Origin of the sequence: Bacillus cereus (assembly GCF_002567495.1) — a bacterium.
Lineage (GTDB): Bacteria > Bacillota > Bacilli > Bacillales > Bacillaceae_G > Bacillus_A > Bacillus_A cereus_AQ.
The window spans coordinates 75,098-100,523 of the sequence record NZ_NVAP01000024.1 but is presented as its reverse complement, the minus strand read 5'-3'; the positions used below and the strand labels follow the sequence as shown (position 1 = coordinate 100,523).

Below are 25,426 nucleotides of genomic sequence, written 5' to 3'. Positions count from 1 at the left end.
TACCCCTCGTCCCTTTGGGGCTGCGAGAACACGATGAAGCACTAACTTGTGTAAATTTGATTGAATTATATAGATTTAGTTAAGTTTATCGTATCGGTTCTTTACTATGAAGTCATTAGAAGAGATTTTACAATACAATGAAAAATTCGTTGAAGAGAAAAAATACGAAGAGTATGAAACAGGAAAATTCCCGAATAAAAAAATGGTAATTATCTCTTGTATGGATACTCGTCTTGTTGAATTATTACCAAAAGCAATGAATATGCGTAACGGTGATGTGAAAATTATTAAAGTAGCAGGAGCTGTTATTTCACATCCTTTCGGAAGTATTATGCGTAGTATTTTAGTTGCTGTATACGAACTTGGTGCTGATGAAGTTTGTGTAGTTGGTCACCATGATTGTGGTATGGCAAAAATTCAAGCGAGCAGTACAATTGAGAAGATGAAAGAGCGCGGTGTAACAGAAGAGAAGCTAGATACACTTCGTTATTCTGGAATCGATTTAGAAAGATTCTTGCAAGGGTTCTCTAGTGTAGAAGAAAGTGTAGAACATAGCGTATCAATACTTCGCAACCATCCGTTACTTCCAGGAGAAGTACCTGTTCACGGTCTTGTTATAGATCCTGACACAGGCAAATTAGATTTAGTTGTGAATGGTTACGACAATTAAGAATTTACTTTGTCATCCTTTTTATCTGGGACAGGATCAAATCCTCCCGGGTGGAAAGGGTGACATTTTAATATACGCTTACAAGTAAGCCAAAATCCTTTAAGGGCACCATGTTTTTGAAATGCCTCTAATCCGTAATGAGAACAAGTCGGATAAAAGCGGCATGTTGGTGGTGTCACCGGAGAAATGAACTTTTGATAAAAGCGTATAATTCCAATGAAAATCTGTTTCATAATGGTCTCCTTTTCAGCATAGTCTTAAAGTATTATAGCACGACTGTACATAATACTTTACTAATGTGCATTTCCGTTATATCATATTGGATATAACGGAATTAAATTAAAAGCGGGAGAGATGTTGTATGCCATCAGTAGAAAGCTTTGAATTAGATCATACGATTGTAAAGGCACCTTATGTAAGACATTGCGGAGTTCACAATGTAGGTAGTGACGGTATTGTAAATAAATTCGATATTCGTTTTTGCCAACCGAATAAACAAGCAATGAAACCAGATGTTATTCATACGTTAGAACATTTATTAGCATTTAATTTACGTAAATATATTGATCGTTATCCGCACTTTGATATTATCGATATTTCACCGATGGGCTGCCAAACAGGATATTATCTTGTAGTAAGCGGAACACCGACAGTTCGAGAAATCATTGATTTATTAGAACTAACATTAAAAGATGCGGTTCAAATTACAGAAATTCCAGCTGCAAATGAAACACAATGTGGCCAAGCGAAGCTTCATGACTTAGAAGGAGCACAACGCTTAATGAACTTCTGGTTAAGCCAAGATAAAGATGAACTTGAGAAAGTGTTTGGATAAAATAAAAAACTGCCTGTGAAAGGGCAGTTTTTTATTTTATTAAGAGCGAACATGTTCTTTTTTTATGAAAGTATACTAGACACTCCAACATATAAAACAAAGGCAGAACAGAGAAAATAAACAAATGCTTTCGTTTTTTGCTGCTTCTTTATTTCATCGATTCCAAAAAGGATACACATAATACTTAAAAGGATAAACACGTAAGGTAAAAGAATAGTGAAGTTTGCAAAGAAGCTAAATAGGGCGAGAGAAAGAGCGATAGTGGCGATTATAATTTGAATGTTTTTTAACATGGAATCCCCCTTAAGTAGAAAGAAATAGTTACTGAGAGAAAATAATTATAAATGCTAAATTGGTCAAAATTTCATTCTACATATAGCGAAAGTAGTTTGATATTAAAAAGAAGAATATGAGACTGGAAACGAAAAAATACGGGATACTCATTGATTTTCGTCCGGATTTCAATTCATTAATTCCTAGAAGAATAAAGAAACAACTGAGAATAAATTGTACGTATGGGAGAAGTGAAAAATTATCGGTAACATGGATATAAGTACTTAGAATGAGTAAGAGAAGCATGAGAAATGCTAAAAAACTCCGTAATATAGTTAGAGTTAGCATTGTATAGCCTCCTTTAGACCATTTATCGGAATATTTCTGTGAAACCAATAAATAAAGCAGCGGCTCCTGCTAGTAGAGCGAGCACACTACCTCCTGTTTGCTGTTTTAATACTTCCTCTAAACTTATGGTGAGGGCCATAACTCCTAAAGAGATAAACATATACGGCATTATTTCTCTATTACTAGTAAAAAATCCATAGATTGCTATACATAAAGCAATAAGTGATAAAGTAATCCGTACTCCTTTTAGCATGCATGTACCTCCTTTTATTTGATATAGCTAATGATGAGAACAATCCAAATGAAAGCACCGGCAATAATACAAATAAATCCAGTTGCTGCCTCCTTTTTCTTTATTTGTTCAAATGCGATGAGAAACATTAAAGCCCCTAATAGAAATTGTGAAAGAGGTAAAAAATTATTTTGACCTGTATATAATCCAATTGCCGACATAACGATCACAGTGAGTGCTACTATGATGCGAAGCATATTAGGAATTATCCTTATTCTTTTTTGTATAAGGATTGTCTTCTAGTTTATCGACGGAATGTTTATAAGCATAGCCTTTATTAATTGTCATGATGGAGAGTACGAGGATGATTAGGACGATGATAATACCGATAATTAATATTTTGAACATAAAATCCCTCCTTTTCTTTATTTTACATAATTTTGTAATTGATGAAAACAATAGAAAATAAAAGGATGAAAGAAGGGTGTTACATGGAGACGAAAAAAACATATTATATATCAATAGGAAATGGTCAAATTTCACAAGTGAAGACGGCGGATACGTATAATTTTGAGATTTCCGCAAATGATGAGGAAATTACGGAATTAAGAGAGCACTTTGATCAAGCATATGTAGAAGATTTAGGGTCATTTGTACGCTCCCACGTTCCATTTGTTGAGTATCATCACGATTCAAATAATGACCGATATGATGAACAACTACAAAAAGCATATAAAATGATTTACGATTTAGGAAATCATGAGACGAAAGAATTAGTCGCGCAAATGGGAATAATCAATGGATTGTAATTGGATAATATTATGCAGAAAAGCGAGAATATGCTACAATTTGTGGTAGGAAAAACTTGTAACCATCAATAGGGGAGTAATGGCATGTACAAATTTAAAGATTATTACCACAACACTGTACAATTATCGTTTGAACGTTATCCATTTTCTCCTGAGCCAAAGCATGTTTGGGTTGTATGCCGGTACGGGGATCAATGGTTATTAACGCATCATTTACGTCGCGGTCTTGAATTTCCAGGTGGTAAAGTAGAACTAGGGGAAACACCGGAAGAAGCGGCAGTTCGAGAGGTTCATGAAGAAACCGGCGGCATAGTTTCTGATTTAACTTACTTAGGACAATACAAAGTATCTGGAAAAGACAAAATAATCATTAAAAACATTTATTTTGCAACAATTAGTGCGGTAGAAGAACATACGCATTACGAAGAAACGAAAGGGTCTGTTTTATTAAAAGACATTCCTGACAACATTAAAACGAATAGAAAATTTAGCTTTATAATGCGCGATGACGTATTAGCGCGTACGATGAAACATATAGAAGAAATCGGCTGTTTTACGAAGTAAAGTAGCCGGTTTCTTTTTTTGTGTGTAAGAATAAATGTAAATATATCTTTATATTTTTTTGGGTATATTATACAATTTCGTAAAGATATATTTACATTTTAGGAGGGGGAAGATGGATAATAGAAAAGAAACGACTGTTACTGTTTCGATGATTAAATTAAATATCTATGCATTTCTTATAATATTTGCTTTGGCGTTTGGAATTGGTTATTTGCATATATTTCTTTCAGGCGGGGTTCAAGTTGAATTTACATTGCCCGTTACGTTTCTTTTGATTATTGGAATGATTGTTCTCATTTGTATTCATGAGACCATACATTTAATTGGATTTCGTTATATCGGAGGTGTTCCGTGGAGTGAACTAACATGGGGCGTCAATTGGAAAATAGGTGTAGCATACGCTCATTCTAAAAAAGAAATTACAGTAAAGCAAATGAAGAAAGTGTTAATGTTACCGTTTTTACCGACTGGAATTTTGCCAATTGTATTGGGATTAGTTATGAATCTGGAGCCACTCTCATTTTTAGGTATTTTACTAACAGCGAGTTGTATCGGTGACATTGCCTTATATCAAAAAGTTTCAAAGTTTCCAGATGATGCGCTAGTTAAGGATCATCCGAGTAAACCGCAGTTTACAGTATATGAATCATAAAGGAAGAGGAGGCGTTCGGGAAACGAAGCCTCCTTTTACTATTGTCTTGTTTTTGTCTCTACCTCTAAAAACGAAAGCACCTCCAACAAATCATCTACCACATGCGAATGCTCAAATTCACCCCAAAATGAATCTCTCTTCCACACACCAAGAATCCCTACTCGTTCAGAACCAAGCACATCGTTTTCTGGATGATCTCCAACGTAAAGACATTCTGTGGCCTTAACGTCTAGTTTTTGCAAAGCTCGTTCGAAAATTTCAGGATGTGGTTTTTTAATTCCTTCAGCTTCTGAAACGAGAATGGTGTTTGTATACGTATGTATATGTAGTGCTCGAAGATTGCTCATCTGAAATTCAGTAAAACCGTTTGTAATAATACCAATTTTAATGTTCCGCTGTTTTAACTGTTGAAGTAGTTCATGCGTGTTTTTGAAAGGAATACAATGATGTTGGAAGTTTGTCATGTAGTCGTGCAGCAGTTGCTCTTGCGTTAAAGTAGTAATGTTGTATTCGGAAAGGAGAGTAGCATATACTTTATCCTTCCACGTATAGCCATTATTATCGAGTTCAAGAAATCGAGAACAATACTCGGATTTTTCTACTTTTATAAAATGAGAAGCGAAGCGATTATACTGATTATGAATAAATCGTTCTAAAGATTGGTGGCGATCTAATAGTGTTCCATCTAAGTCAAATAAGATTGCACGAATCATGGGAAACCTCCTTACAGTTTTTATAATTAATTATCGCATATTCGTTAAAAAATGATTATGATATTTTGTAGAATGGAATAATGGGGGATTGTATGAAGAAACTGTATGGCAAGTTAGTAGGGTTTATTGTCGCAATTGGTTTAATAGCAGGATGCGGTAGTTCTTTGAAGAGTGTGAAAGAAAAAGAAATTTGTAAAACAGAAGAAGAATGCACGCGAATAGGAGATAAAACATTACAAAAGGTATATAAAAATATAGATGGACTTTCAGAACTTGAAGCACCGGGAGATTATGATATAGAGGAACATGTGAGTAAAAATATGAAAGAAGCGGAGCAGAAAAAAGAAGATGATGAAAATTATTTCTTTTTAGCTTCTTATTATATTGATGGTGAGGAAATTGTAGATCCATATTTCGAGAAGCTAGATCGGAAACGATTAAATAAAGTTTTCGCTGAAGATACAGAAGCGAAAGAAGAGGTACTACAACAGCGTCAAGATAGAGGATACCATGAATCGTTATGGGAAATGTACAGCACCCTTATTCCAGCGAAATATCGTGAGGATATAAAAGAGTTCGATATGATAACAGATGGTTATGATGGAATTGTGGCTCATGTTATGCCGAGTATGGAATATCCGAAAGAATGGGTTCTTAGCTTAGATACACTTGATTCTGCAGTAAATATCGATGAAGTGATGAAAACATTAATTCATGAGACAGCTCACGTGTTGACGCTGGGGCATAAACAAATACCGATAGATGAAAAATATTTAAAGGCTTTTGAAGAAGATAAGGATATTTCATCGTACCGGAATACATGTAAAAATCTTTTCCTACAAGAGGGATGTGCGAAGGAGAAGTCGTATATTAATCAATTCCATAACGCTTTCTGGAAACAAATTGAGCAGGAATGGACAGAAAAGAAAGTGGAAGAAAGCGAAGAAGTTCAAATGCAGTTTTTCAAGGAAAAGCAGGATGAGTTTGTATCTGAATATGGAACAACAAATGTAGCGGAAGATATCGCAGATACATTTACAGCGTTCATTTTACAAGATTCAAAAAAGGTGAAAGAAGGTACAGAGTTAAAATATAAGAAAATTGCTTTCTTCTATCAGTTTCCTGAGCTTGTAAAAATGAGAGCGGAAGTGCTGTCGGGATTATATGATGTTTCGAAAACGATAGAACAACAAAGTGGAGACTAATGTGAGTTATGCTTTCGATATAGTTTCGTTAAAGAAAAGCGTGAAGAATTTTTAATTCTTTGCGTTTTTTCTCATGTTGATAAAATTGAAAATTCTGTATTTTTATTAAAAAGAAGAAGGAACTGGAGGCACAAAAGAGAATTAGTATAAAAATGTCACAATTTAGACACAATTATAATGCGCGTGTTGTAGGGACTATAAGTTTACTCTCGAGGAGGTAATGAAACGTATGAAAACGATTCTTGCTGTTGCTGGTCTCATTTGGGTAATGTCTCACGGTTTTCCGATTTTTGAAGGGGAGCAAATTCGTAGTGCTTTGAATGAAAAGTTTAATGATTATCATGTGATAGATCGAAAAGATAATGTCGTTACAGTACGTGTGAAAGACTGTTTCCATACAGTTACGGTTGCGGATGGAAACATTACAAATGAAACGAAAATGTGTGATAAAAGGTAAAAGAAAGAAGCTGACTATAGCGTACTGTTTTGAGTCAGCTTCTTTTTCTTTTTCCAATTAGAATTTTTTCAAATGCCTCGACAAATACATACATAAGAGTTGCAAGAACACATGTGAGTAGTACGCTAAGTAAGACGAGTGTGAAGTTAAAGACTTGGAATCCGTAGCTAATTAAGTAGCCAAGTCCTTGTTTGGAAACGAGAAGTTCTCCGAAAATAACACCGACCCACGATAAACCAACGTTTACTTTTAACGTTGAAATAATTGCTGGAAAGGATGCAGGGAGAACGACTTGCTTATAACATTGCCATTTATTTGCGCCAAATGTGTCCATTACTTTTATATAGTTAGAATCGACTTCTTGAAACGCACTGTAAATAACGAGAATGGTAATGATGATGGAAATGATTACTCCCATTGCAATCGACGAAGAAATATTTGGGCCGAAGATTACAATGATAATAGGTCCAAGTGCCACTTTTGGCATAGCGTTTAGGACGACGAGATAGGGATCGAGTACGCGGGCGAGAAGTGGCATCCACCAAAGAAAAGTAGCGATAATAGCGCCGAGCACTGTTCCAAGAATGAAGCCTACTCCCGTTTCAAGTAATGTCGTCCATATGTGGACCCAAAGCGAACCGTCAATCCATTTACTAAGGAAGAGATCCCAAATGCTTGAAGGGGAGCTAAAGAGTAAAGGATCAATCCACTCTTTTTTGCTAGCTATTTCCCATAGTGCAAAGAAAAGAATGAGTAGTAAAAGCTGTAGTGAGCGTGCTAACCATGCGCGCCTGCGTTCCTTTTTCCGAAACTGTTCATGTAGTTGTTTTATATTATCCAAGGCGCTCCAGCTCCTTCCATATATCTTGGAAGATGTTTGGGAAGTCATGGTGGTGGCGTGATTCTAACGGTGATAAGGAACGGATGCTTTCTGGGACGACAAATGTTTTTGCAATTTTTCCAGGGTTTGCTTGTAGTAAATAAATACGATCACTCATCGCAATGGCTTCTTCAATATCGTGTGTTACAAGTAGTGATGTTTTTTTATAGTTACGTAATAATGTGAAGACGAGATCTTCTAGTTTCAACTTCGTTTGATAATCGAGCGCCGAGAATGGTTCATCTAACAATAAAATTTTCGGATCGGTCGCTAACGTTCGAACGAGAGCGGCACGTTGACGCATACCACCGGACAGTTCGCGAGGGTATTGCTCTTCTACATCATGTAGACCGACTTGTTTTAAAAGTTGTAAAGTGTGTTCTTTCGTCTGTTCATTGTAAATTTTTCGAGTGTGAAGTCCAAGCATAATATTTTCTTCAATTGTTTTCCATGGGAACAAGTAATCTTGCTGCAACATATATCCCATAGATGAAGTTTTCGTTGTAATCGGTTCACCATCTAAAAAGACGATACCTTCAATTGGATCAAGTAGTCCAGCGATGATTGAGAGGAGCGTTGTTTTGCCGCAACCACTTGGACCGAGTATAGAAATAAATTCGCCTTCTTCCACTTGTAAACTCATATCTTCGAGAATAAGTTTGGCATTCTCTTTTGCAAAAAAGCAGTGAGAAACGTTACGTATTTGTAAAAAACTCATACACTTCGCCTCTATTTCTTAATAACGCTTTCGGCAATTTTTGTATTGACGAGCGCTTCATGTGGGACTTCTTTTTGTAATTCACCAGCGTCTTTCATAATAGTTTGGAGCTGCTTCCATTCTTCCGCATCTAATAGTGGATTTGTTGCATAAGAATGTTGCTTTTTATACCGCTCAATTACTTTTACCGTAATGTCTTTTGAAGTGTCTTTAAATAGCGGGGAAACGGCATCAGCAATCTCTTCTGGACTATGTGTATCAACCCATTGTTGTGCTTTATAGAGCGCACGTGTGAATTTTTCAGCAGCAACTTTATCTTTCTTTAAGAAACTTTCTTTTGCCATGAAGGTTGTATAGGGAACGGTACCAGATTCATTTCCGAATGAAGCGACGATATAACCTTTACCTTCTTTCTCCAATATACTTGCAGTCGGTTCAAAGAGTTGAACAAACTCTCCTGTACCAGATGCAAAGGCATTTGCAATATTAGCAAACTCGATATTTTGAATTAAGTTTGTATCTTTATGAGGATCAATGCCATTTTTCTTTAAAACATATTCCCCCACCATTTGTGGCATGCCGCCTTTACGCTGTCCTAAAAACGTAACACCTTTTACGTCATTCCAATTAAAAGAGTCTAGTTTTTTTCGTGAAACTAAAAATGTCCCATCTGTTTGTGTAAGCTGCGCGAAGTTAATGACAGGGTCTTTCGCTCCTTGTTGATGAACGTAAATAGACGTTTCAGAACCGACGAGAGCAATATCAATTCCGCCAGATAAAAGAGCCGTCATCGTTTTATCTCCACCAGCTGTTGTTTGAAGGTCAATGTTTAATCCTTCATCTTTAAAAAATCCTTTCTCAATCCCAACATATAACGGGGCATAGAAGAGAGAATGGGTAACTTCGCCGACGCGAATGTTTTGAGTTTGTTCTTTCGTACCTTCTTTTTTACTACTACAAGCTGCAAAAGTGAAAACAGCTAGTAACATGATGCAAAAAACAGCGATTAATTTTTTCACTATATAACACCTCCTAGAAGTCACTCTACAAGCATGATATGTAGGTAAGTGCCCATATGTGAGTATAGATAGCAGGAATTTTTTGGGTGATAAAGAAGTACAAATATAAGGGGTGATAAAATGAAGTACGAATATGATGATAGCGTACATTTACATCTTGATTATTTTGGAGCAGAATGTGATATGGAATCGATCGCTTATAAGAGGAAGAATGAAGATGTATGGGATGTGTATTTTAATTTTGGAGTATACGGTATTCAGAAAGACGATGTAGAGTTAGGTAGGTTTATGGACGACTATGCTGGTCATTACGTTTTTTCTGTACATGCTCGCGATCTTAGTTGGGAATTTGGAAGTGCCCAGTTTGAAGAGTGGGTTTTGGAAAATCGGATAGTAGAAAAAACGCTACAAAAATAGGAGGAATTTTGTGATTGGATTTCTCATCTTATTATTTATTTTTGTGGCCGGTTTTTTTATCATGCAAATGCTTATTTATCGATTTGCAAAGAAAAACATCCATAAATATACAAAAATAAAATGGTTTCATATGTGGTTACATATGAATATGGAAAAAGGTCCGAGATTAGATTTTTTTGATTTTGTAGTTATAGTACTCGTATGTATAGTATGGAAAATATGGCTGTTTCCTTTTATATAATACACATGCTAATCAATTTCTCTTTTATCCCGCATTAACGGGCGGGCTGCCCGTAAAAGCCCGATTGGTGAGGGCTAATTAAAGTTTCACTTTATCATAAATGATGAAAAGAACCTGTCTTGTGGCAGGTTCTTTTCATTATGGCGATATTTGTAAAAAACTCACATCTATAAGTAAAACAGCACATGTGAAAATGATTTCTAAGGATAGTTTGTATTGTAATATAATAAAATGAATATATGCGACAAATTTTGACAAAAGAATATATATACTTTTGTTATGCTATGAAAGTTATTAATTTGTAATGTATATAGGAGGATTTTTCATGTTAAAGAAAGTGTTATTTTCTGTACTTATGGGCTTATGTGTAATTGCTTTAAGTGCTTGTAAAGGCGAGGAAGAAAAAGTAAAAGTAACAACAGATGAGCAGAAAATAGAAGAAGATAAAAAATCGGCAGAGGAAGAAAAACGTAAGCAAGAAGAGCAGCAAAGAGCGGAGGAAGAAAAACGTAAACAAGAAGAGCAGCAAAGAGCAGAGGAAGAAAAACGTAAACAGGAAGAACAACGCAAACAAGAACAACAGAAGGCTCAACAACAGCAGTCTGTACAAAAACAAGAAAACACAAAACAAACAACAGGCGGGAAACCGACACGATCACAAATTTCAGTTGGTTCACATGTAGTTATCCAATTAGATAATGATTATAGTAAAACAGTGAGTGGTGTTGTGAAAGATATTTTGACAAATACAGAAACACATACATACGGGATTAAAGTTCGATTACAGAATGGACAAATTGGCCGTGTGCAAAGTGTTGGGTAATAAGAAAGAGGTCGTCCATCTGTGGACGACCTCTTTCTTATTATGCTTGGTTAGTGCGGAAGAATGGAAGCTTCTGCACAATGTGAATTAATCCGTATGCAAGAATTAAGCACATAAGAGGATTAATGAAAAATCCATAACGGTTAATTGCTAAGAATAAGTTTGAGAAGATAATGTAAATAATAGAACTTGCTACTAGCATCATAACGCGTTTATGTTTAAATGAATTTAGCATGAAGCAGAAGCTGCTCAAGAATGTACCGATGATAAACACTCTATGACATAGTTGCATAAAGTTATGGATACGGTATTGGTCTACAGCAGGAGCTGTTTTGAATAACTCAATTGTCTTACCGACAGTGAACCAAGAGAACCAATAAGTGAAGTCCGTCTTAAATCCATTCTTAATTAATTCTTTTGCGTATGCACCTTTGTCATCTAAGCCTTTAGCTCGCATTTCATTTACTATATTTTCATAGCCAATTTTATTAAATGGATCTGCACCAGCAATCAGTGGATCTGCACCTTGGGTTGAGAATAAAATAAATTGGTTGAGCGCTAAATAGTTACGAACAACCCATGCGCCAATAATTAAGAACGGTCCGATAAACCATAACAATCCGATTCGAATGGAGTCTTTAAATCCATATGTAAATAACACAACAAGAACAGGAATGAGCATCATTGGAGCCGGATTTGGACGGAACATAAGTAAAATTGAAACGACAATTCCAAACCATATATGGAATTTCACTTTATTGTATTTCCATGCGAGAACAAATACATATACACATAACGCCAATAAGAATATGGATGGAACTTCTGTTAGCAATGTACGGAAGTATGTATAGTTACTTGGATAAATAGCATATAAAATACTAGCAACAATTCCATAAATGTTTTTTTCGAACAATTCTTTTCCTATTAAGAATACTAATAGCACTGTACAAAGATTCATGATCATGTTAATAACAGTTGCTACGTAATAGTAGGGAATTGATGTAATATCAGAAATAATCATAGCGCCAGCTAATAGTAATGGCTGACCTGGTGTGATATATGCATTTTTCCCTGGAACTTCACTAGGCTCTAAATACACATAACCAAATACACCATGTTTTAATAGTTGTTCAGCTGTTAACGAATAGTTAAAGGCATCATTTGCACCATATGTTACTTTGACTAACTCCCCATCTAATCCTGGCTGTTTTACTAAACAAAAAACGTGCAACAGGAAAGAAAGCGCCAAAATTGCATATACCGCTTTAGGCAAACTTTTAAACTTAGTAAGCAAAAATGAGCAACTCCTTTTTTTATTAATTCTTTCGTATTTTCATGTGAAATCTTTAATAGTATTAAGGATTTCCAAAACATAGTTATTATATCATAAAGTAGAATATCGAAATTAAGTTTTTCAAGAATGAGTAATTTGTATGCCACAATTTAGCTATTGATTAAGGAAGTATTAAGGAAATATATTTATAGTAGAAGCAAGTTTGCAGACGAAATATAGGATATATGTTATTTTAATAGAAATAGTTTGTACGATGCGGGGTGAAATTAGTACATAGAAAAGAGGGAATGAATTGAAGTATGGTTTTACACTTTTTCATCTTCCGAAAAGAAGTATATTAATTTCTAGCATTATAAGTAGTATGGTGACTTTATTAGTAACAACTATGCTGTTTATGATTTTAAAGGTTTTTAATTTAGACATGATGAAAGATCATTTAAATCAAAAACTAGTTTTAAGTGTTATGATGATTTTCATATGGGGCATAACATTTTATATTACGCATTTCAATAAAAAGGAGATGTCTATATGTAAGGCATCCTTGCGAGTGCATTTTATATTATTTTTACTCGCTCATACAGTAGCGTTATTTTATATTGTCATGCAAGTTAATATGAGTTTCATAGAGACAATGAATTGGATTTACTTTTATAACATGCAGTTTATATTAAGTTTTGTAGTAATTTATGCAATATATATTCTTGTTTATAATTTAATAGGCAAGGTTTTTCTAAGTATGATTTTAACGAGCTGCACGTTAGTCATTTTAGGTATTGTGAATTATTTGAAGCTTATTTTTAGAGGAGATCCGTTATATCCTTCTGATTTTACACAAATTACGCATATGCAATCTGTTATACCAATGGTGATGGACTATTTTAGTTGGAGTTATATTTTTGCCATTATTGCAAGTATTGTAGTTTGTATTGTAGCAGGGATATATATGAGAAAGTATATTCAAAATGTAAAGATTCATCTAGGAATAAGAGCTTTATTAGTAATAGGATCTATTCTTGTTCTATATGCGTACGGTAATTTTACGAATACATTTATGAATAAAGTATTTCAAAAATCAGGTGTAGATTTTGTTTTGTGGAATCAAAATGAGAACTATGCTTCAAATGGTTTTGTGCTAGGATTTATTAGCAATTTAGATACAACAGTTATGGAAAAACCAAAAAATTATTCTAAAGAAAATATGCTTCAAATAGCAAACGATATAAACAAACAATATAGTGGAAATATAGGGAATCAAAAGAAAAAAGAGAAACCGAATATTATTTTTGTAATGAGTGAATCATTTTGGGATCCGACGAAAGTAACAAATCTTTCTTTTAGTGAAGATCCTGTACCAAATTTGCATCATTATATAGAAAATTTTCCTGGTGGACAAACTATTTCTCCTACATTTGGAGGGAATACGGCGAACGTCGAATTTGAGGCGTTAACGAGTTATTCAATGAGTTTGTTAAAGCCAGGTTCTATACCATATCAGCAGGTCGTTATAAATAAGAAAGAAATTCCATCAATTCCTACGGCGTTGAAAAAAGAAGGCTATTACACAAGTGCAATTCATTCATTTGGTCGCTCATTTTTCAAACGCGATGACGTATACAGAGTGTTAGGATTTGATAAGTTTAATGCAGATGATACGATGAAAAATGTAGATATCGATGGAGATTATATTAGTGATTTAGCAATGAGTAAAGAGATAATTGCTGAGTTAGAGAAACAAAAACAGCCTACATTTATTCATGCGGTTACGATGCAAAATCATTTTCCATTTACAGAAGGCCGATTTGGTGAAAACCTAATAGAAATTAGCGGGCTAGAAAATGAAGAATCAAAGGGAGAATTAGAGACGTATACAGAAGGATTAAGACGTTCAGATGAGGCTCTTCAATATTTAATAGAGCAACTAGATAATTTAGATAGACCTACATTATTAGTATTCTTTGGTGATCATCTTCCATCATTAGGAACAAATAAATCTTTTTATAAAGAGAATGGGTATATAACGAATGAGAAAACACCAAGTGAACGTTTAGCGATGGCGCAAACGCCGCTATTAATGTATGCAAACTTTGATATGCCAAATGATAATTTAGGTTTAGTAAGTCCAATTTATTTTTCTAATCTTATTTTTGATTATGCGGGATTAAATAAATCCTCATTTTATCAATTTTTAGCGGAACTTTATAAAGAGATACCAGTGCGTAGAGATGAATTAAAAGTTGATAAAAATGGAGAAGTAATAAAAGATTTAACGAAGAAACAGAAAGAAATGTTAGAACAATATCAAATGCTCCAATATGATCTACTCGTTGGAAATCAATATAGCAAAGATATACTCTTTAAATAAAAGAAACAAAAAGAACTTGTATAATGATACAAGTTCTTTTTTCATAGTATTTAACGGGGTAACCAGACAAGCTGGGTTTAGGGAGTATTACCTGTACATTTAGTATATATGAAAATGTAATCGTTTTATTTGTGTATTTGTGAGAAATATGTGAATCTTATGTTTTATAAAAACTTCGATCATATTGACTTTCATTCGTATATTTCAGTTGTTATGCATTTAAAAATTTTATAAGTTCTTTATTTAATTCATCGGCTTGATCGATTGGTGCCCCATGACCACTGTTGGTAAGAGCATGTAACTGAGAATTTTTAATTCGTTGTTGCGTAAGCTCAGCACTTTTGTAAGGAATTAGTTGGTCGTGAATGCCGTGGAATATTTTTGTTGGGACGTTAATTTTATTTAAATCTTTCGTTACATCTTCATTTGCAGCTGCTTGTAAAATTTTGATAAGGGCATAAGAAGCGGACTGCATACCGAGATAAGAAAACCATTCGAGGGTTGCAGCTCCTAAATTTCTATTGAAAAAAGATAAAGATACATCATTTAAAAATTTTGGTAAATTAGCATACATTTGATTAATGAGAGCATCTGCTTGTTCTTTCGGTACACCGTAAGGAGACGCTTGATTTTTTACGAAAGAGGGGGAGACAGCATCAATTAATACGAGCTTAGAAATACGGCGACCGTTATAGCGAGACATATAACGAATAGAAAGAGCACCACCAACTGAGAAACCAACTAACGCCGCGTTCTCTACTTGGAGTGCTTCTAGAACAATTGCGATATCGTCGGCTAATCGATCATAGGTGTAACCAGTCCATGGTTTATCAGATTGCCCATTCCCTCGTATATCCATGGCGATACAGCGAAAGCCGTGCTCTGGTAAAACATTAAGTTGATATTGGTACATTTGGTGATTTAAAGGCCAACCGTGGACGAAGAAAACGGTCTTACTACCAGGACCTGGGTTAACGTCTTGCACAAAAATATGCACATCTTTTTCGACAGTAACAAACATAACTTCCCCCTATTCTATTCATACGCTCTATCCCAAAAGCGTTGTTTTGTCATCGCTTTAATAAATTCATTTGCTAGTCGCGTAGGGTCTTGTTCTATTAAAACACCAGGCTTTCCTTCAATATTTAAAGATTGAATAATAGAAGAGCCGTTTTGGAAGGAGCCAATCGGCTTAAAGTGATTATATGATTCTACGACAAATGAACTTGCTTTGTTAAGAAAATGATCATCCATCTTTCCGCCGATAAGAAGTAATCCATCATAAAGGAGTGGAGAGCCTGTTAAGAACGTATCATTTACTTCCCACTGTCCATTTTGCGTTCCTTGCACTATGCCTAATCGCTCGGAAACAATCACTGGCTGAAGACCTACTTGTTTGAACTGATTTATTATATATTGCGCGCTTTGCCCATCATATCCATTTGCGACAACGACACCTACTCGTAATGTATTAGGACTAAAGGTTGTATTTGCCATACTGAGTGCTGGAGATGATTTTGTAACGCTGGATTCTTGCACATTTGGGACTTTTGCTCCGAGAGCTTCTGCAACTAAAGTAGCCAATTCAGTACTAATATATCCAATCATATCGACGACTTGTTGGCGGACAGATTTACTTTTGACTTTGCCTAATTCAAAAGAGAAAGCCTGCATAACATGGATTTTTTCGACGTGACTCATACTATTCCAAAATAAACGAGCTTGAGAGAAATGGTCTTTGAAGCTAGCGGCAGTTTCCCTTGTTTTATGCCCAGATACAGTAGAAGGATATGTAACGAATCCCCCCTTTGTTCCAGGAACAGTATAAGGAGAATTATTTGCTAAGGAATTATTATGATAGGCAACTTTTCCTTTGTCGATTATATATTTAGACGCACCATCTCTTTGGTTGTTATGAAATGGGCATACGGGACGGTTAATCGGTAATTCTTGATAATTTGTACCAACGCGCGCTAATTGTGTGTCTGTATAAGAAAAGAGTCTACCTTGTAAGAGAGGATCATTGGTAAAGTCAATACCACGGACGATACTTCCAGGGTGTAGTGCTACTTGTTCAGTTTCAGCGAATACATTATCTACATTGCGATTTAAAGTCATTTTCCCGATGATTTTAACGGGGAAATCTTCTTCAGGCCAAATTTTCGTTGCATCTAATATATCGAAGTCATATTTAAATTCGTCCTCTTCTTCTAAAATTTGAATGCCAAGTTCGTACTCAGGATAGTTTCCAGCATTAATATTTTCCCACAAATCACGGCGATGATAATCGGGATCAGCACCGCCTAGTTTTTGTGCTTCATCCCAAATTAACGAATGAACGCCGAGTTTTGGCTTCCAGTGGAATTTCACGAATCGTGACTTTCCATTTTTATTAACTAAACGAAATGTATGAACGCCAAATCCTTGCATCATTCGAAAGCTTCTTGGAATTGTACGATCGGACATAATCCACATCATCATTGCAGCGGATTCTTGATTATTGGCGATGAAGTCCCAAAAAGTATCATGTGCTGTTTGGCCCTGTGGAATCTCATTATGCGGCTCTGGTTTAAGGGCGTGAATAAGATCGGGGAATTTAATGCCATCTTGAATAAAGAAAATGGGAATATTGTTTCCTACTAAATCAAAATTTCCTTCTTCTGTATAAAATTTAACGGCGAATCCCCTTACATCTCGATTCGTTTCATTTGCTCCTTTTGATCCAGCTACTTCAGAGAAACGAATGAAAAGCGGTGTTTTTTTTGAAGGGTCTTGTAGAAAGTGGGCCATTGTTAGTTCTTCTAAAGATTCATATAACTCAAAAATGCCATGTGCTCCGTATCCTCGTGCGTGAACGACTCGTTCTGGAATTCGTTCACGGTCAAAATGAGAAAGTTTTTCTCGCATAAGGAAATCTTCTAGAAGGGTAGGGCCACGATCACTGGCCGTTAAAGAGTTTTCATCATTTGAAATTTTAACACCTGTATTTGTTGTCATCTCCTTTCCTTCATTTTCACGTGTGAAAGATTGGAGTTGTTCTATCTTTTTATTTTTTTTGCCGTCCATAAAAAACACCTCCCATAATATACGTATTATTTTTTATGTTTTTTATGCTTGCATATAGCATGAAGATATTGCATCATTGGGATGATTTTCCTCAAATTTTCGATTTATCTTTGTTTGTCTATGAAAATCATTTATTATAATAAATGGTATTCTTCGAGATATTATTTTGAAGGGGTGTTGAAGTGAAAGAAAGTTTTCTATCATATAAAGAAGAAGAAAGGAATGCAAAAATCCTTTTATGGGTGTTATATATTATTGTTATTGTATATCAAATTTTCTATGCAATCGTATTAGACAATAAATCAATGACGGATAAGGGATACAACATAATATGGCAAGTTATTTGCGGAGTAGCAATACTGTGCGTGAATATATATTTAATGAAAAAAGAGAAGGCAAACCTTGTTAAATATGCATGGATATTTGTATACATGGCGATCGAAATCGCTAATATATTTTCGTATGTCTTTTATAATAAGGCGGCGTTTGATGCGACAAATATAATAGAAATTATTCTCATTTTCTTTGTACCTATATTTTTAAATAAAAAATTTTATGTGTGTTTACTCTCCACTATTACAGGGAAATATTTGATTTATTTATTTGTACTAGAGGAAGTAAAAGCATTTATGTTCCTTATTATGTGTACACTTATGTTAATAGCTGCATATATCATTTTAAACCGATTTTTACAATATCTTTCAGCTGTAAAGGAAAGTATTGCGATTGCTAGTGAATCACAAAAATTAGCAGTAATCGGAAAAATGGCAGCGACGGTTGGACATGAAATTAAAAATCCGCTCGCTTCATTAAAAGGATTTACGCAATTACAACGAGAGAAGCATGAAGAGGATCCTGTTTATAAACGAATGATTTTTGAAATAGAAAATATGAATAATATGATAAGTGAATTGATGGAAGTTTCTACATGCAAACCTTCTATTTATAAAAAACATGATGTAGGAAAAATTGGATTACAAGTAATAACAAGTCTTCGTGAAAAAATGAATGAATTAAACGTGCAGCTTATTTCAAATGTGGAAGAGAAAACAATAGAAGTTGAATGTGATGAACGAAAAATAAAAGGAGTCTTTTTATATATTATAAAAAATGCTTTAGAAGCAATGGAACAAGGTGGCATATTACATTTACGGTTAGAAAATAAAGGGGAAGAGTATGTAAGAATCAGCATAATTGATAATGGTCATGGTATTAAGAAAGAAAACTTAACCCGTGTTACAGAGACCTTTTATACAACGAAACAAGATAAAATTGGTTTAGGGCTTACAGTAGCGAATCGAATTGTCGCCGAGCACCTTGGTGAGCTGCATATTTCAAGTGAAAGAGATATTGGAACGAGAGTAGACATCATTCTCCCAAGGAAGTGTGGAAATACTGAAATCCAAGTGGAAGAAAAGCTAGGAGTTACCATATGAATAAAGGCTATATATTTAAAAATGAAGAAATAAAGGCGCTGAAAGCATTTTTAAGTTTATTTTTTATTATATTTTTTGTATATGATCTTGCCTATGAATTTATTGTACCTTTAATCGGAGGGGAGCAAGAAGGCGTAGGGGAGTTTGAAGATGGTTTAGGTTTATGGCTTTACCTTTTGATGGTGGTATTGTTTTGTATTGGGATATACGTTATGAAATGGAAGAATGTTTTTGCGGTAAAGTATATAATTCTAATTGGCTATAATGTATTAGACTTTACACATAACATTATGATTTATTATGGTAGCGATGCGGAATTTGATGGTGGAAATATAGTAGAGGGATTTTTTATTTTGTTTGCACCACTCTTTGTGAATAAAAGATATTTCTGGTTAGTTCCAGCGATACTTGTCGGAAAGTATGCTCTTACAGGAATCATTATTCAATCTTCTCTCGTTATAATCCCAATGGCATTATATAGCGTATTTACTATCATATGTTGGATTATATTTTTGAGGGTTCAGTCTTACGTTCGTACGCTTGAGATGATGGATAAAGAAATAAAACAAACAGAAAAACTAGCAGCTGTTGGAAAGATGGCAACGGTTATTGGTTATAAGATTAGAAGACCTTTAGCAAACTTAAAAAAACTTGTGAATAAACAAGCAGACAAGCATCCAGAGGATAAAATTTATAGTGATATTATGAAACAAGAAGTAGATCGGATTCATATAATTGCTACAGAACTTAGTGGATTTGAGAAATCTAAATCACTAGAATCAGAAACTCATAATATACAAGAAATTATCTCTTATGTTATTCGAGTTATGGAAAAGCCTGCTTTAAAACAAGGAGTCCACATACAAGGTATTTACAGCAAAGACTTACCGTCAATTACATGTGATGAAAAACGATTAAAACAAGTATTTTTTAATTTAATCAAAAATGCAATTGAAGCAATGTCAGTTGGCGGAACAATTACGGTTAAAGTTACTGTAAAAGATGGAATCATCGTTCAAGTGAAAGATGAGGGGTGTGGCATTCCGAAAGATAAAATTCCAAAGTTAAATGAAGCCTTTTACACAACGAAGGAAACAGGAACTGGTTTAGGTTTAGTAGTTACTGAAAAAATTATTAAAGATCACAATGGTAAACTGAGCTTTGAAAGTGAAGTTGGGGTTGGAACGACGGTTGAGGTTATGTTACCACTGTATTAATTACAAAAAACATCACTTATTTGGAAGTGATGTTTTTTGTTTTATCTCGCTATTTTTGGATAGTAAAACTCTTATTTTATCGATAAAGAATGTATTATGTGTTTCTAACATCAAAATATTTTTTTGATGTTTTCGTTATGCATTTTCTGAAAATTAATAGTTTTTTTAAAAAAACTATTTTCTTTTTTGGATTTTAATGGTATATTCAAAACACGATAAATAATTACCTATATTTGGCACACTATTCGAAAGGATAGGTCGCAAAGCTAAGAGTCTAAAGTAATGAAAATTACTATGATAGTCTGGTTGCAATTTGGATTTTCGCACATAGTTATATGTATGAAAATCGAAGAGGCAACCGGATTTTTTGTTGTCTTAAAAAGAAAAAATAAATGGGCACACTATTCGAAAGGATAGGTCGCAAAGCTAAGAGTCTAAAGTAATGAAAATTACTATGATAGTCTGGTTGCAATTTGGATTTTCACACATGTTGTGATGTATGAAAATCGAAAAGGCAACCAGGCTTTTTATTTTCTAGGAATACACATTCTGATTGTAAATTTAGGTGATTAATAAATTTAAAGTTCAAAATATTCGGTATATAAGAAGTGAGTGAGGGAGGGAAGTACATTGCAAAATCAAATAGGGAAATTTGGGCGTATACTTCTCGCTGGAGGAATATTATTTACACAAGTTGGTGTGCTAGACTACTCTGCAACTAAAGTTTATGCAGTTACAAACGACGAGCAAGGACATTTTATCGTTCATATGGATAAACAAGAAATAAAAGTTGATGAAAATGTAGTATTAAAGATTACAAATACGAATAAACAAGATGCTAGTATCAAGCTGAAATTATTTGATGGGCAGCTATTTAATGAAGCCGAAACGGAAAAAATGAATGAAAACAATAAAGCGCTTCAAAATATTTCAGTAACAGAAGATCACATTGTAAAAATTGAAAAGAATGAAAAAAGTGATTCTATCGGTGACGTATATGTAGTCATTCAAATGAAAAAGGCTGGAGAGTACAAATTTGAACCGACAGTAAAGTTTGAAGGGCACGAAAAGAAAATTGAATCTCCTTCTCTACATGTTGTAGAGAAAAAAGAGGATTTAAATGCAGCTATTTCTGATGAAAATCGAAAGGCTTCAGAGGAAGCTGTGAAAAAAGAAATAAGTGAAAAAGTGAAAGTATCGGAAGAAAATAAAAAACAAGAAATAAATCTTACTAATGCTGAAGTTCCAAAAGAAACGAAGACTTTAGAGAAAGAAAAGGTTAATGAAGAACTTGTACAAAAGGAAAATGAATTGAAAGAGAGTGATAAGGTAAACGAAATTAATCAGGAATTACCTGCTATTCAACCTGAGAAGGTATTAAAGGGCCAATTACTACTAGCTGCTAGTCCTGTTATAAGTATTCTTAAATATCCAAATGTAAAGGTAATAAATAATAGAACGGGTGAAGGACCTTCTATCTCGGGTAAATATGCTTTTAGATTTGTTTGGAGCCCGCAAGTAACATATGAAGTAAAGGGTAGTAGCAATGATAGAACTGGTCAAAGCCAATATACATTTAGAAATTCAAATAGAGAACAGTATGTATTAGTAAAAAAAGCTGGTGAATATCAAGGGAAATGGATCGATGTCCGTATTAATATTGACTCTATGACAGCTTCATCTGTAGATGTTAAAACACCAATAACGAAAGCTGATGCAAAAAACTTCTTACAATTATATGGGAGTGGAAGATCAGGACAAACTTATAATGCTTCCTTTGAATTTTATGAGCACGGCACAAATAAAAAAGTACCATTAACAGCAATGTGGAATTTCAAAAGGATAAACAGTTATAAAAATGTTACTTTACGTAATGATGGTAGTCATTTAACGAATTTATACGTGTATGATACGAGTTCAATTAGGTATCAAGACAAAGGGAATAATAAAATAGAGTTTTCTGGAACAGCAGGCCCAGTAGCTACTCCAGAAGCAGATATGACAATTACATTTGATAATTTAACAGAATTACCGCTAGAAGTTAGATTAAATGCTTCAGGTGTTAATGTATCATATGACCAATTAGCGATTGCACAAATTGAAATTCCAGCTCCAAGTGTAATAGGAGATATTGTGGAAGATAATTCCCATCAATTTTCTTATAAGGTATATCAAAATATGCCTGCTCAATCGAAAGATATTCACTATGCAAAATCTTATGTATTAGAAAGTGAAGTGAATAAGGATTTTACTGTGAATGATGTTTCCATTCAAGATGTGGAGAGTGGTGATGATGTAAGTAGTTTCTTTGATATTAGCAGGACAAACAATAAAATCACTGCGGTTGCGAAAGCAAATGCGCTAAAAACAGAAGAATTTAACGGGAAAATTTACGAGATGACAATTACAGGTTCTCCTGTAAAAGGTGCCGATGTAATGAAATATTATAAAAATGGTTATCTTGAAATACCGGTGTCAGCTAAAAATTATTTAGATGGCGATAAGAATGGGCAAGAAAGTAACCGAGATGGAATTGTGAAAATAAGGTATAAAGGTATTCCAACTGGTAAACCAGTTCCACAAAAAGTAGTGCAAGGGACAGATTTAACAAAAATGGATATTTCTAAATTTGTGACAGATTTATCTGTAGACACGAATTTAGATGTAGATAAACCAATATCAGTAGTGAAGTTAATGAATATTCCAGATACAAAAAAAATAGGGAATCATACTGTAACAGTTGTAATTGAAACAAAGCAAGGTGTACAAGCGGAGATTCAAGTTCCGGTTACTGTCGTTGATGGAACTTTAAAGTTAGTAGATGTACCAAAAGAAATTACCTTCGGAGATTTAACAATTCCATCGAAAACAACGACATACGCACCGAAGGCGATTTCAAACTCTTTAAAGGTAACCGATGATCGTGCTAAAAAGCAGAAATGGAGTGTATATGTAAAGGAACTTACGCCATTAACTTCAGCGCAAAATGATCAATTGACAGGAGCATTGATTTACAAACGAAATGGAAAGGATACACCTTTAAGTACTTCTAGTATAGAAGCATTCTCGTATACTTCTAACAACGATGAGGAGGTTGCATTGAATTGGAAGGAAAACGAGGGAATTCATTTACAAGTAAAACCAGGGCCGAATGTCAAAGCAAATACAAAATATGCCGGACAGCTAGAATGGACATTAACCGATGCTCCTCTCTAAAAATATATGAAATATATAAATTTTAGAAAGGAGAGAGTAATGAAAAAAATAGTTGGTATTATCGCTTCCACAGTTATATGTGTGCCGTTTCTTATGGCAAATGTAGTAATGGCTACAAGTACGAATTCAAAAGCAGGTATTACATTTTCGAGTAGCTACACACCAAATACATCAACTGATCCGACAAAGATAAATACAACAAAAGAGACAGTTGATAAAAATAAAAATGGAGATAAATATTTACCGAAAACAGGAGGCCAGATACGGGACTTCAAACAATATATAGGATTGTTTTCGATTGTTTTATCTTTATATGTATTCAAAAGAATTAGGGAAAAGCAAATGTATTCAAAATAAAAAATAGATGAAAACAGAGAAAAGGGGAAGGTACATATGAAACTAGCAAAATTAGCATTAATCAGTGCAGTATCATTAACATCAGTTGCAGCAGTAGGAACTTCAGCATTTGCGGAAGAGAAAGCAAATATGAAATCAAAAACAGATGTAACGTTTATTGAAGATACAAGCACAACAGATCCAAACAATCCAGAAAATCCAAATGAAAAAGTTACACCAGAAAACCCTGATGATCATGAAAAAGGAACAAAAGGTCCATTAAGTATTAACTACGTTTCTAACTTACACTTCGGCGAGCAAGTTATTTCTGGTAATGATCAAACATACTTTGCAAAATTGGATAAAGTAAAACAAGGGAGCAAAACAGTTGAAGTACCTAACTTCGTATCTGTAACAGATAACCGTGGTACAAATGCCGGATGGAAATTAAAAGTAAAGCAAAATGCACAATTTAAAAGCGGTAACAGTGAGTTAACAAATGCAGCTTTAAGCTTAAGCAACCCAGTTGTAAACTCTGTAACTGATGCACAATATGCACCTACAACATTTAAAAATAAAGTAACGTTAGCGCCAGGTGGAGATGCGGTGGAAATTACTACTGCAGCAAAGAATAAAGGTATGGGTGATTGGACAACTGCATTCGGTAAAGGGACAGAGCAAGGTAAACAGAGTGTAAGCCTATTCGTACCAGGTACGACAGCGAAAGAAAAAGGTGCGAAATATTCAGCTGAGCTAACTTGGACTTTAGAAGATACGCCAAACTAAGTTTATATAAGATTGAATATTAAGAATATCGTAATTTTAAAAATTATAAAGGGGTATAAAACTATGAAACTAGCAAAGTTAGCATTAATTGGAGCAGTAACATTATCATCAGTATCAGTAGGAACGTCGGCATTCGCAGCTGAAAAAGATGGCGGGAAATTAGACTCAAAGGCATTCATTAAATTCGAGAAAAATACAGATAAAGTCGATGTTGTTAATCCAGAGAATCCAGATGAAACTGTAGATCCAGTTGATCCAGACAAAAAAGGTACGGATGGTCCACTAAGCATTGATTATGTATCTAACTTCAACTTTAAAACACAAAAAGCATCAGGTAATAACGAAATCTACTTTGCAGAATTAGATAAAGTAAAGAAAAAAGTAGATGGTTCTGTAATTGACGTACCAAACTACGTTCAAGTAACAGATAACCGTGGTACAAATGCTGGATGGCATTTAACAGTAAAACAAAATGGTCAATTCAAAACTACAGATGATAAAGCGTTGGATGGCGCGGCATTAACATTGAAAAATTCAGCTTTGAAATCAAACGCAGGTAGCGATGCACCAACAGCAGCACAATCTATTACATTAAACCCAAGTGGTGCAGCATCTGACTTAATTGATTCAAAAGTAGATCAAGGTATGGGTACATGGGTAAATTCTTTCGGTAAAGATGCAGCAGAAGCGAAACAAAGCGTAGAGTTATCTGTACCAGGTAAAACGAAAAAAGAGCAAGCGCAATACACGACTTCACTGACTTGGGAACTAACAGACGCTCCTATGTAAGTAAGAAGAATTTTAAGATAAAAGAGGAAATTGAGAAGAGATAAGGGAATGGATTTAACCTTATCTCT

29 protein-coding genes and 2 riboswitches are annotated in these 25,426 nt (G+C 34.4%); of the genes, 17 read left to right on the top strand and 12 right to left on the bottom strand.

What is annotated here, in order from left to right; translation table 11 throughout:
• The first annotated feature begins 106 nt into the window (after positions 1 to 106).
• Positions 107 to 670: a beta-class carbonic anhydrase gene (locus COK05_RS11545; protein ID WP_000838171.1), complete on the top strand. Its 564-nt coding sequence runs from the start codon at positions 107 to 109 to the stop codon at positions 668 to 670.
• Here COK05_RS11545 and yidD read toward each other — a convergent pair.
• Complete coding sequence (gene yidD, locus COK05_RS11540) at positions 667 to 903, bottom strand: membrane protein insertion efficiency factor YidD (RefSeq protein WP_098612689.1); 237 nt, start codon at positions 901 to 903, stop codon at positions 667 to 669. The genes COK05_RS11545 and yidD overlap by 4 nt on opposite strands.
• A 128-nt stretch (positions 904 to 1,031) precedes the next feature.
• Between yidD and luxS the strand changes: the two genes are divergently transcribed.
• A complete protein-coding gene (luxS, locus tag COK05_RS11535; RefSeq protein ID WP_001141371.1) occupies positions 1,032 to 1,505 on the top strand; it encodes an S-ribosylhomocysteine lyase LuxS in 474 nt (157 codons plus the stop codon).
• 62 nt (positions 1,506 to 1,567) lie between these two features.
• Here luxS and COK05_RS11530 read toward each other — a convergent pair whose 3' ends face one another.
• The 4 genes from COK05_RS11530 to ytzI all read right to left on the bottom strand — a co-directional run bounded on the left by COK05_RS11530 (position 1,568) and on the right by ytzI (position 2,766).
• A complete protein-coding gene (locus COK05_RS11530; RefSeq protein WP_048565086.1) occupies positions 1,568 to 1,798 on the bottom strand; it encodes a YczI family protein in 231 nt (76 codons plus the stop codon).
• 350 nt (positions 1,799 to 2,148) lie between these two features.
• Positions 2,149 to 2,379, bottom strand: coding sequence for a DUF3953 domain-containing protein (locus tag COK05_RS11525; protein WP_098612688.1), 231 nt, complete (start codon positions 2,377 to 2,379; stop codon positions 2,149 to 2,151).
• Positions 2,380 to 2,393: 14 nt separating this feature from the next.
• Positions 2,394 to 2,624 carry a YczI family protein gene (locus tag COK05_RS11520; protein WP_098612687.1) on the bottom strand — a complete coding sequence of 77 codons (231 nt, stop codon included), beginning with the start codon at positions 2,622 to 2,624 and terminating at the stop codon, positions 2,394 to 2,396.
• Entirely contained in the window at positions 2,617 to 2,766 is a 150-nt protein-coding gene (gene ytzI / locus COK05_RS11515) for a YtzI protein (protein ID WP_139366420.1), read from the bottom strand. Before ytzI ends, COK05_RS11520 begins: the two co-directional genes overlap by 8 nt.
• 83 nt (positions 2,767 to 2,849) lie before the next feature.
• Between ytzI and COK05_RS11510 the strand changes: the two genes are divergently transcribed.
• The 3 genes from COK05_RS11510 to COK05_RS11500 all read left to right on the top strand — a co-directional run bounded on the left by COK05_RS11510 (position 2,850) and on the right by COK05_RS11500 (position 4,383).
• A complete protein-coding gene (locus tag COK05_RS11510) occupies positions 2,850 to 3,167 on the top strand; it encodes a hypothetical protein (protein WP_000448409.1) in 318 nt (105 codons plus the stop codon).
• An 84-nt stretch (positions 3,168 to 3,251) separates the two neighbouring features.
• Entirely contained in the window at positions 3,252 to 3,731 is a 480-nt protein-coding gene (gene mutTA, locus COK05_RS11505; protein WP_000276385.1) for an antimutator 8-oxo-(dGTP/GTP)ase, read from the top strand.
• Positions 3,732 to 3,843: 112 nt separating this feature from the next.
• On the top strand, positions 3,844 to 4,383 hold the full coding sequence (locus tag COK05_RS11500; RefSeq protein WP_098612686.1) for a DUF3267 domain-containing protein: 540 nt from the start codon (positions 3,844 to 3,846) through the stop codon (positions 4,381 to 4,383).
• 38 nt (positions 4,384 to 4,421) lie between these two features.
• Here COK05_RS11500 and COK05_RS11495 read toward each other — a convergent pair whose 3' ends face one another.
• Positions 4,422 to 5,096: an HAD family hydrolase gene (locus COK05_RS11495; protein ID WP_098612685.1), complete on the bottom strand. Its 675-nt coding sequence runs from the start codon at positions 5,094 to 5,096 to the stop codon at positions 4,422 to 4,424.
• A gap of 92 nt (positions 5,097 to 5,188) precedes the next feature.
• On the opposite strand from COK05_RS11495, the gene COK05_RS11490 reads away from it, so the two are divergent.
• Positions 5,189 to 6,301 (top strand): hypothetical protein, encoded by a 1,113-nt coding sequence (locus COK05_RS11490; protein ID WP_098612684.1) that lies wholly within the window; start codon positions 5,189 to 5,191, stop codon positions 6,299 to 6,301.
• Positions 6,302 to 6,530: 229 nt separating this feature from the next.
• Positions 6,531 to 6,758 carry a hypothetical protein gene (locus COK05_RS11485; protein WP_000849112.1) on the top strand — a complete coding sequence of 76 codons (228 nt, stop codon included), beginning with the start codon at positions 6,531 to 6,533 and terminating at the stop codon, positions 6,756 to 6,758.
• Between the two features lie 34 nt (positions 6,759 to 6,792).
• On the opposite strand, the gene COK05_RS11480 is transcribed toward COK05_RS11485, so the two are convergent.
• Genes COK05_RS11480 through COK05_RS11470 form a run of 3 tightly spaced genes read right to left on the bottom strand, consistent with a single transcriptional unit; the run spans position 6,793 to position 9,375 of the window.
• Positions 6,793 to 7,599, bottom strand: coding sequence for an ABC transporter permease (locus COK05_RS11480; RefSeq protein WP_098612683.1), 807 nt, complete (start codon positions 7,597 to 7,599; stop codon positions 6,793 to 6,795).
• Positions 7,592 to 8,356, bottom strand: a complete 765-nt coding sequence (locus COK05_RS11475; protein WP_097845236.1) for an ABC transporter ATP-binding protein — start codon at positions 8,354 to 8,356, stop codon at positions 7,592 to 7,594. Before COK05_RS11475 ends, COK05_RS11480 begins: the two co-directional genes overlap by 8 nt.
• An 11-nt stretch (positions 8,357 to 8,367) precedes the next feature.
• Positions 8,368 to 9,375: an ABC transporter substrate-binding protein gene (locus tag COK05_RS11470; protein WP_141539033.1), complete on the bottom strand. Its 1,008-nt coding sequence runs from the start codon at positions 9,373 to 9,375 to the stop codon at positions 8,368 to 8,370.
• 120 nt (positions 9,376 to 9,495) lie between these two features.
• On the opposite strand from COK05_RS11470, the gene COK05_RS11465 reads away from it, so the two are divergent.
• From COK05_RS11465 to COK05_RS11455, 3 genes are all read left to right on the top strand, one after another.
• The gene (locus tag COK05_RS11465) at positions 9,496 to 9,792 is read left to right on the top strand and encodes a DUF3986 family protein (protein ID WP_098612682.1); all 297 of its coding nucleotides are present in this window, start codon (positions 9,496 to 9,498) and stop codon (positions 9,790 to 9,792) included.
• 10 nt (positions 9,793 to 9,802) lie between these two features.
• Complete coding sequence (locus tag COK05_RS11460) at positions 9,803 to 10,033, top strand: hypothetical protein (RefSeq protein WP_098612681.1); 231 nt, start codon at positions 9,803 to 9,805, stop codon at positions 10,031 to 10,033.
• A gap of 325 nt (positions 10,034 to 10,358) precedes the next feature.
• Positions 10,359 to 10,856 (top strand): YwbE family protein, encoded by a 498-nt coding sequence (locus COK05_RS11455; RefSeq protein ID WP_098612680.1) that lies wholly within the window; start codon positions 10,359 to 10,361, stop codon positions 10,854 to 10,856.
• Between the two features lie 40 nt (positions 10,857 to 10,896).
• On the opposite strand, the gene COK05_RS11450 is transcribed toward COK05_RS11455, so the two are convergent.
• The gene (locus COK05_RS11450; RefSeq protein WP_098612679.1) at positions 10,897 to 12,150 is read right to left on the bottom strand and encodes a glycosyltransferase family 39 protein; all 1,254 of its coding nucleotides are present in this window, start codon (positions 12,148 to 12,150) and stop codon (positions 10,897 to 10,899) included.
• Positions 12,151 to 12,442: 292 nt separating this feature from the next.
• On the opposite strand from COK05_RS11450, the gene COK05_RS11445 reads away from it, so the two are divergent.
• Complete coding sequence (locus COK05_RS11445) at positions 12,443 to 14,512, top strand: LTA synthase family protein (RefSeq protein ID WP_098612678.1); 2,070 nt, start codon at positions 12,443 to 12,445, stop codon at positions 14,510 to 14,512.
• Between the two features lie 211 nt (positions 14,513 to 14,723).
• Here COK05_RS11445 and COK05_RS11440 read toward each other — a convergent pair whose 3' ends face one another.
• Both COK05_RS11440 and COK05_RS11435 read right to left on the bottom strand, forming a co-directional pair.
• Positions 14,724 to 15,533, bottom strand: coding sequence for an alpha/beta fold hydrolase (locus COK05_RS11440; protein ID WP_098612677.1), 810 nt, complete (start codon positions 15,531 to 15,533; stop codon positions 14,724 to 14,726).
• A gap of 14 nt (positions 15,534 to 15,547) precedes the next feature.
• Positions 15,548 to 17,578 carry a catalase gene (locus COK05_RS11435; RefSeq protein ID WP_098612676.1) on the bottom strand — a complete coding sequence of 677 codons (2,031 nt, stop codon included), beginning with the start codon at positions 17,576 to 17,578 and terminating at the stop codon, positions 15,548 to 15,550.
• Positions 17,579 to 17,760: 182 nt separating this feature from the next.
• On the opposite strand from COK05_RS11435, the gene COK05_RS11430 reads away from it, so the two are divergent.
• The 6 genes from COK05_RS11430 (at position 17,761) to COK05_RS11405 (ending at position 25,358) form a co-directional block, all read left to right on the top strand.
• On the top strand, positions 17,761 to 19,014 hold the full coding sequence (locus COK05_RS11430) for an ATP-binding protein (RefSeq protein WP_098612675.1): 1,254 nt from the start codon (positions 17,761 to 17,763) through the stop codon (positions 19,012 to 19,014).
• A complete protein-coding gene (locus COK05_RS11425) occupies positions 19,011 to 20,231 on the top strand; it encodes an ATP-binding protein (protein ID WP_098612674.1) in 1,221 nt (406 codons plus the stop codon). Before COK05_RS11430 ends, COK05_RS11425 begins: the two co-directional genes overlap by 4 nt.
• Before the next feature lie 225 nt (positions 20,232 to 20,456).
• Positions 20,457 to 20,545, top strand: a riboswitch (cyclic di-GMP riboswitch).
• A gap of 71 nt (positions 20,546 to 20,616) precedes the next feature.
• A riboswitch (cyclic di-GMP riboswitch) is annotated at positions 20,617 to 20,705 on the top strand.
• A 156-nt stretch (positions 20,706 to 20,861) separates the two neighbouring features.
• Positions 20,862 to 23,447: a WxL domain-containing protein gene (locus COK05_RS11420; RefSeq protein WP_098612673.1), complete on the top strand. Its 2,586-nt coding sequence runs from the start codon at positions 20,862 to 20,864 to the stop codon at positions 23,445 to 23,447.
• A 39-nt stretch (positions 23,448 to 23,486) separates the two neighbouring features.
• Positions 23,487 to 23,804: a cell wall anchor protein gene (locus tag COK05_RS11415; protein WP_098612672.1), complete on the top strand. Its 318-nt coding sequence runs from the start codon at positions 23,487 to 23,489 to the stop codon at positions 23,802 to 23,804.
• A gap of 36 nt (positions 23,805 to 23,840) precedes the next feature.
• Positions 23,841 to 24,569 carry a WxL domain-containing protein gene (locus tag COK05_RS11410; protein WP_098612671.1) on the top strand — a complete coding sequence of 243 codons (729 nt, stop codon included), beginning with the start codon at positions 23,841 to 23,843 and terminating at the stop codon, positions 24,567 to 24,569.
• Between the two features lie 63 nt (positions 24,570 to 24,632).
• Complete coding sequence (locus COK05_RS11405) at positions 24,633 to 25,358, top strand: WxL domain-containing protein (RefSeq protein ID WP_098612670.1); 726 nt, start codon at positions 24,633 to 24,635, stop codon at positions 25,356 to 25,358.
• The last annotated feature ends 68 nt before the right edge of the window (positions 25,359 to 25,426 follow it).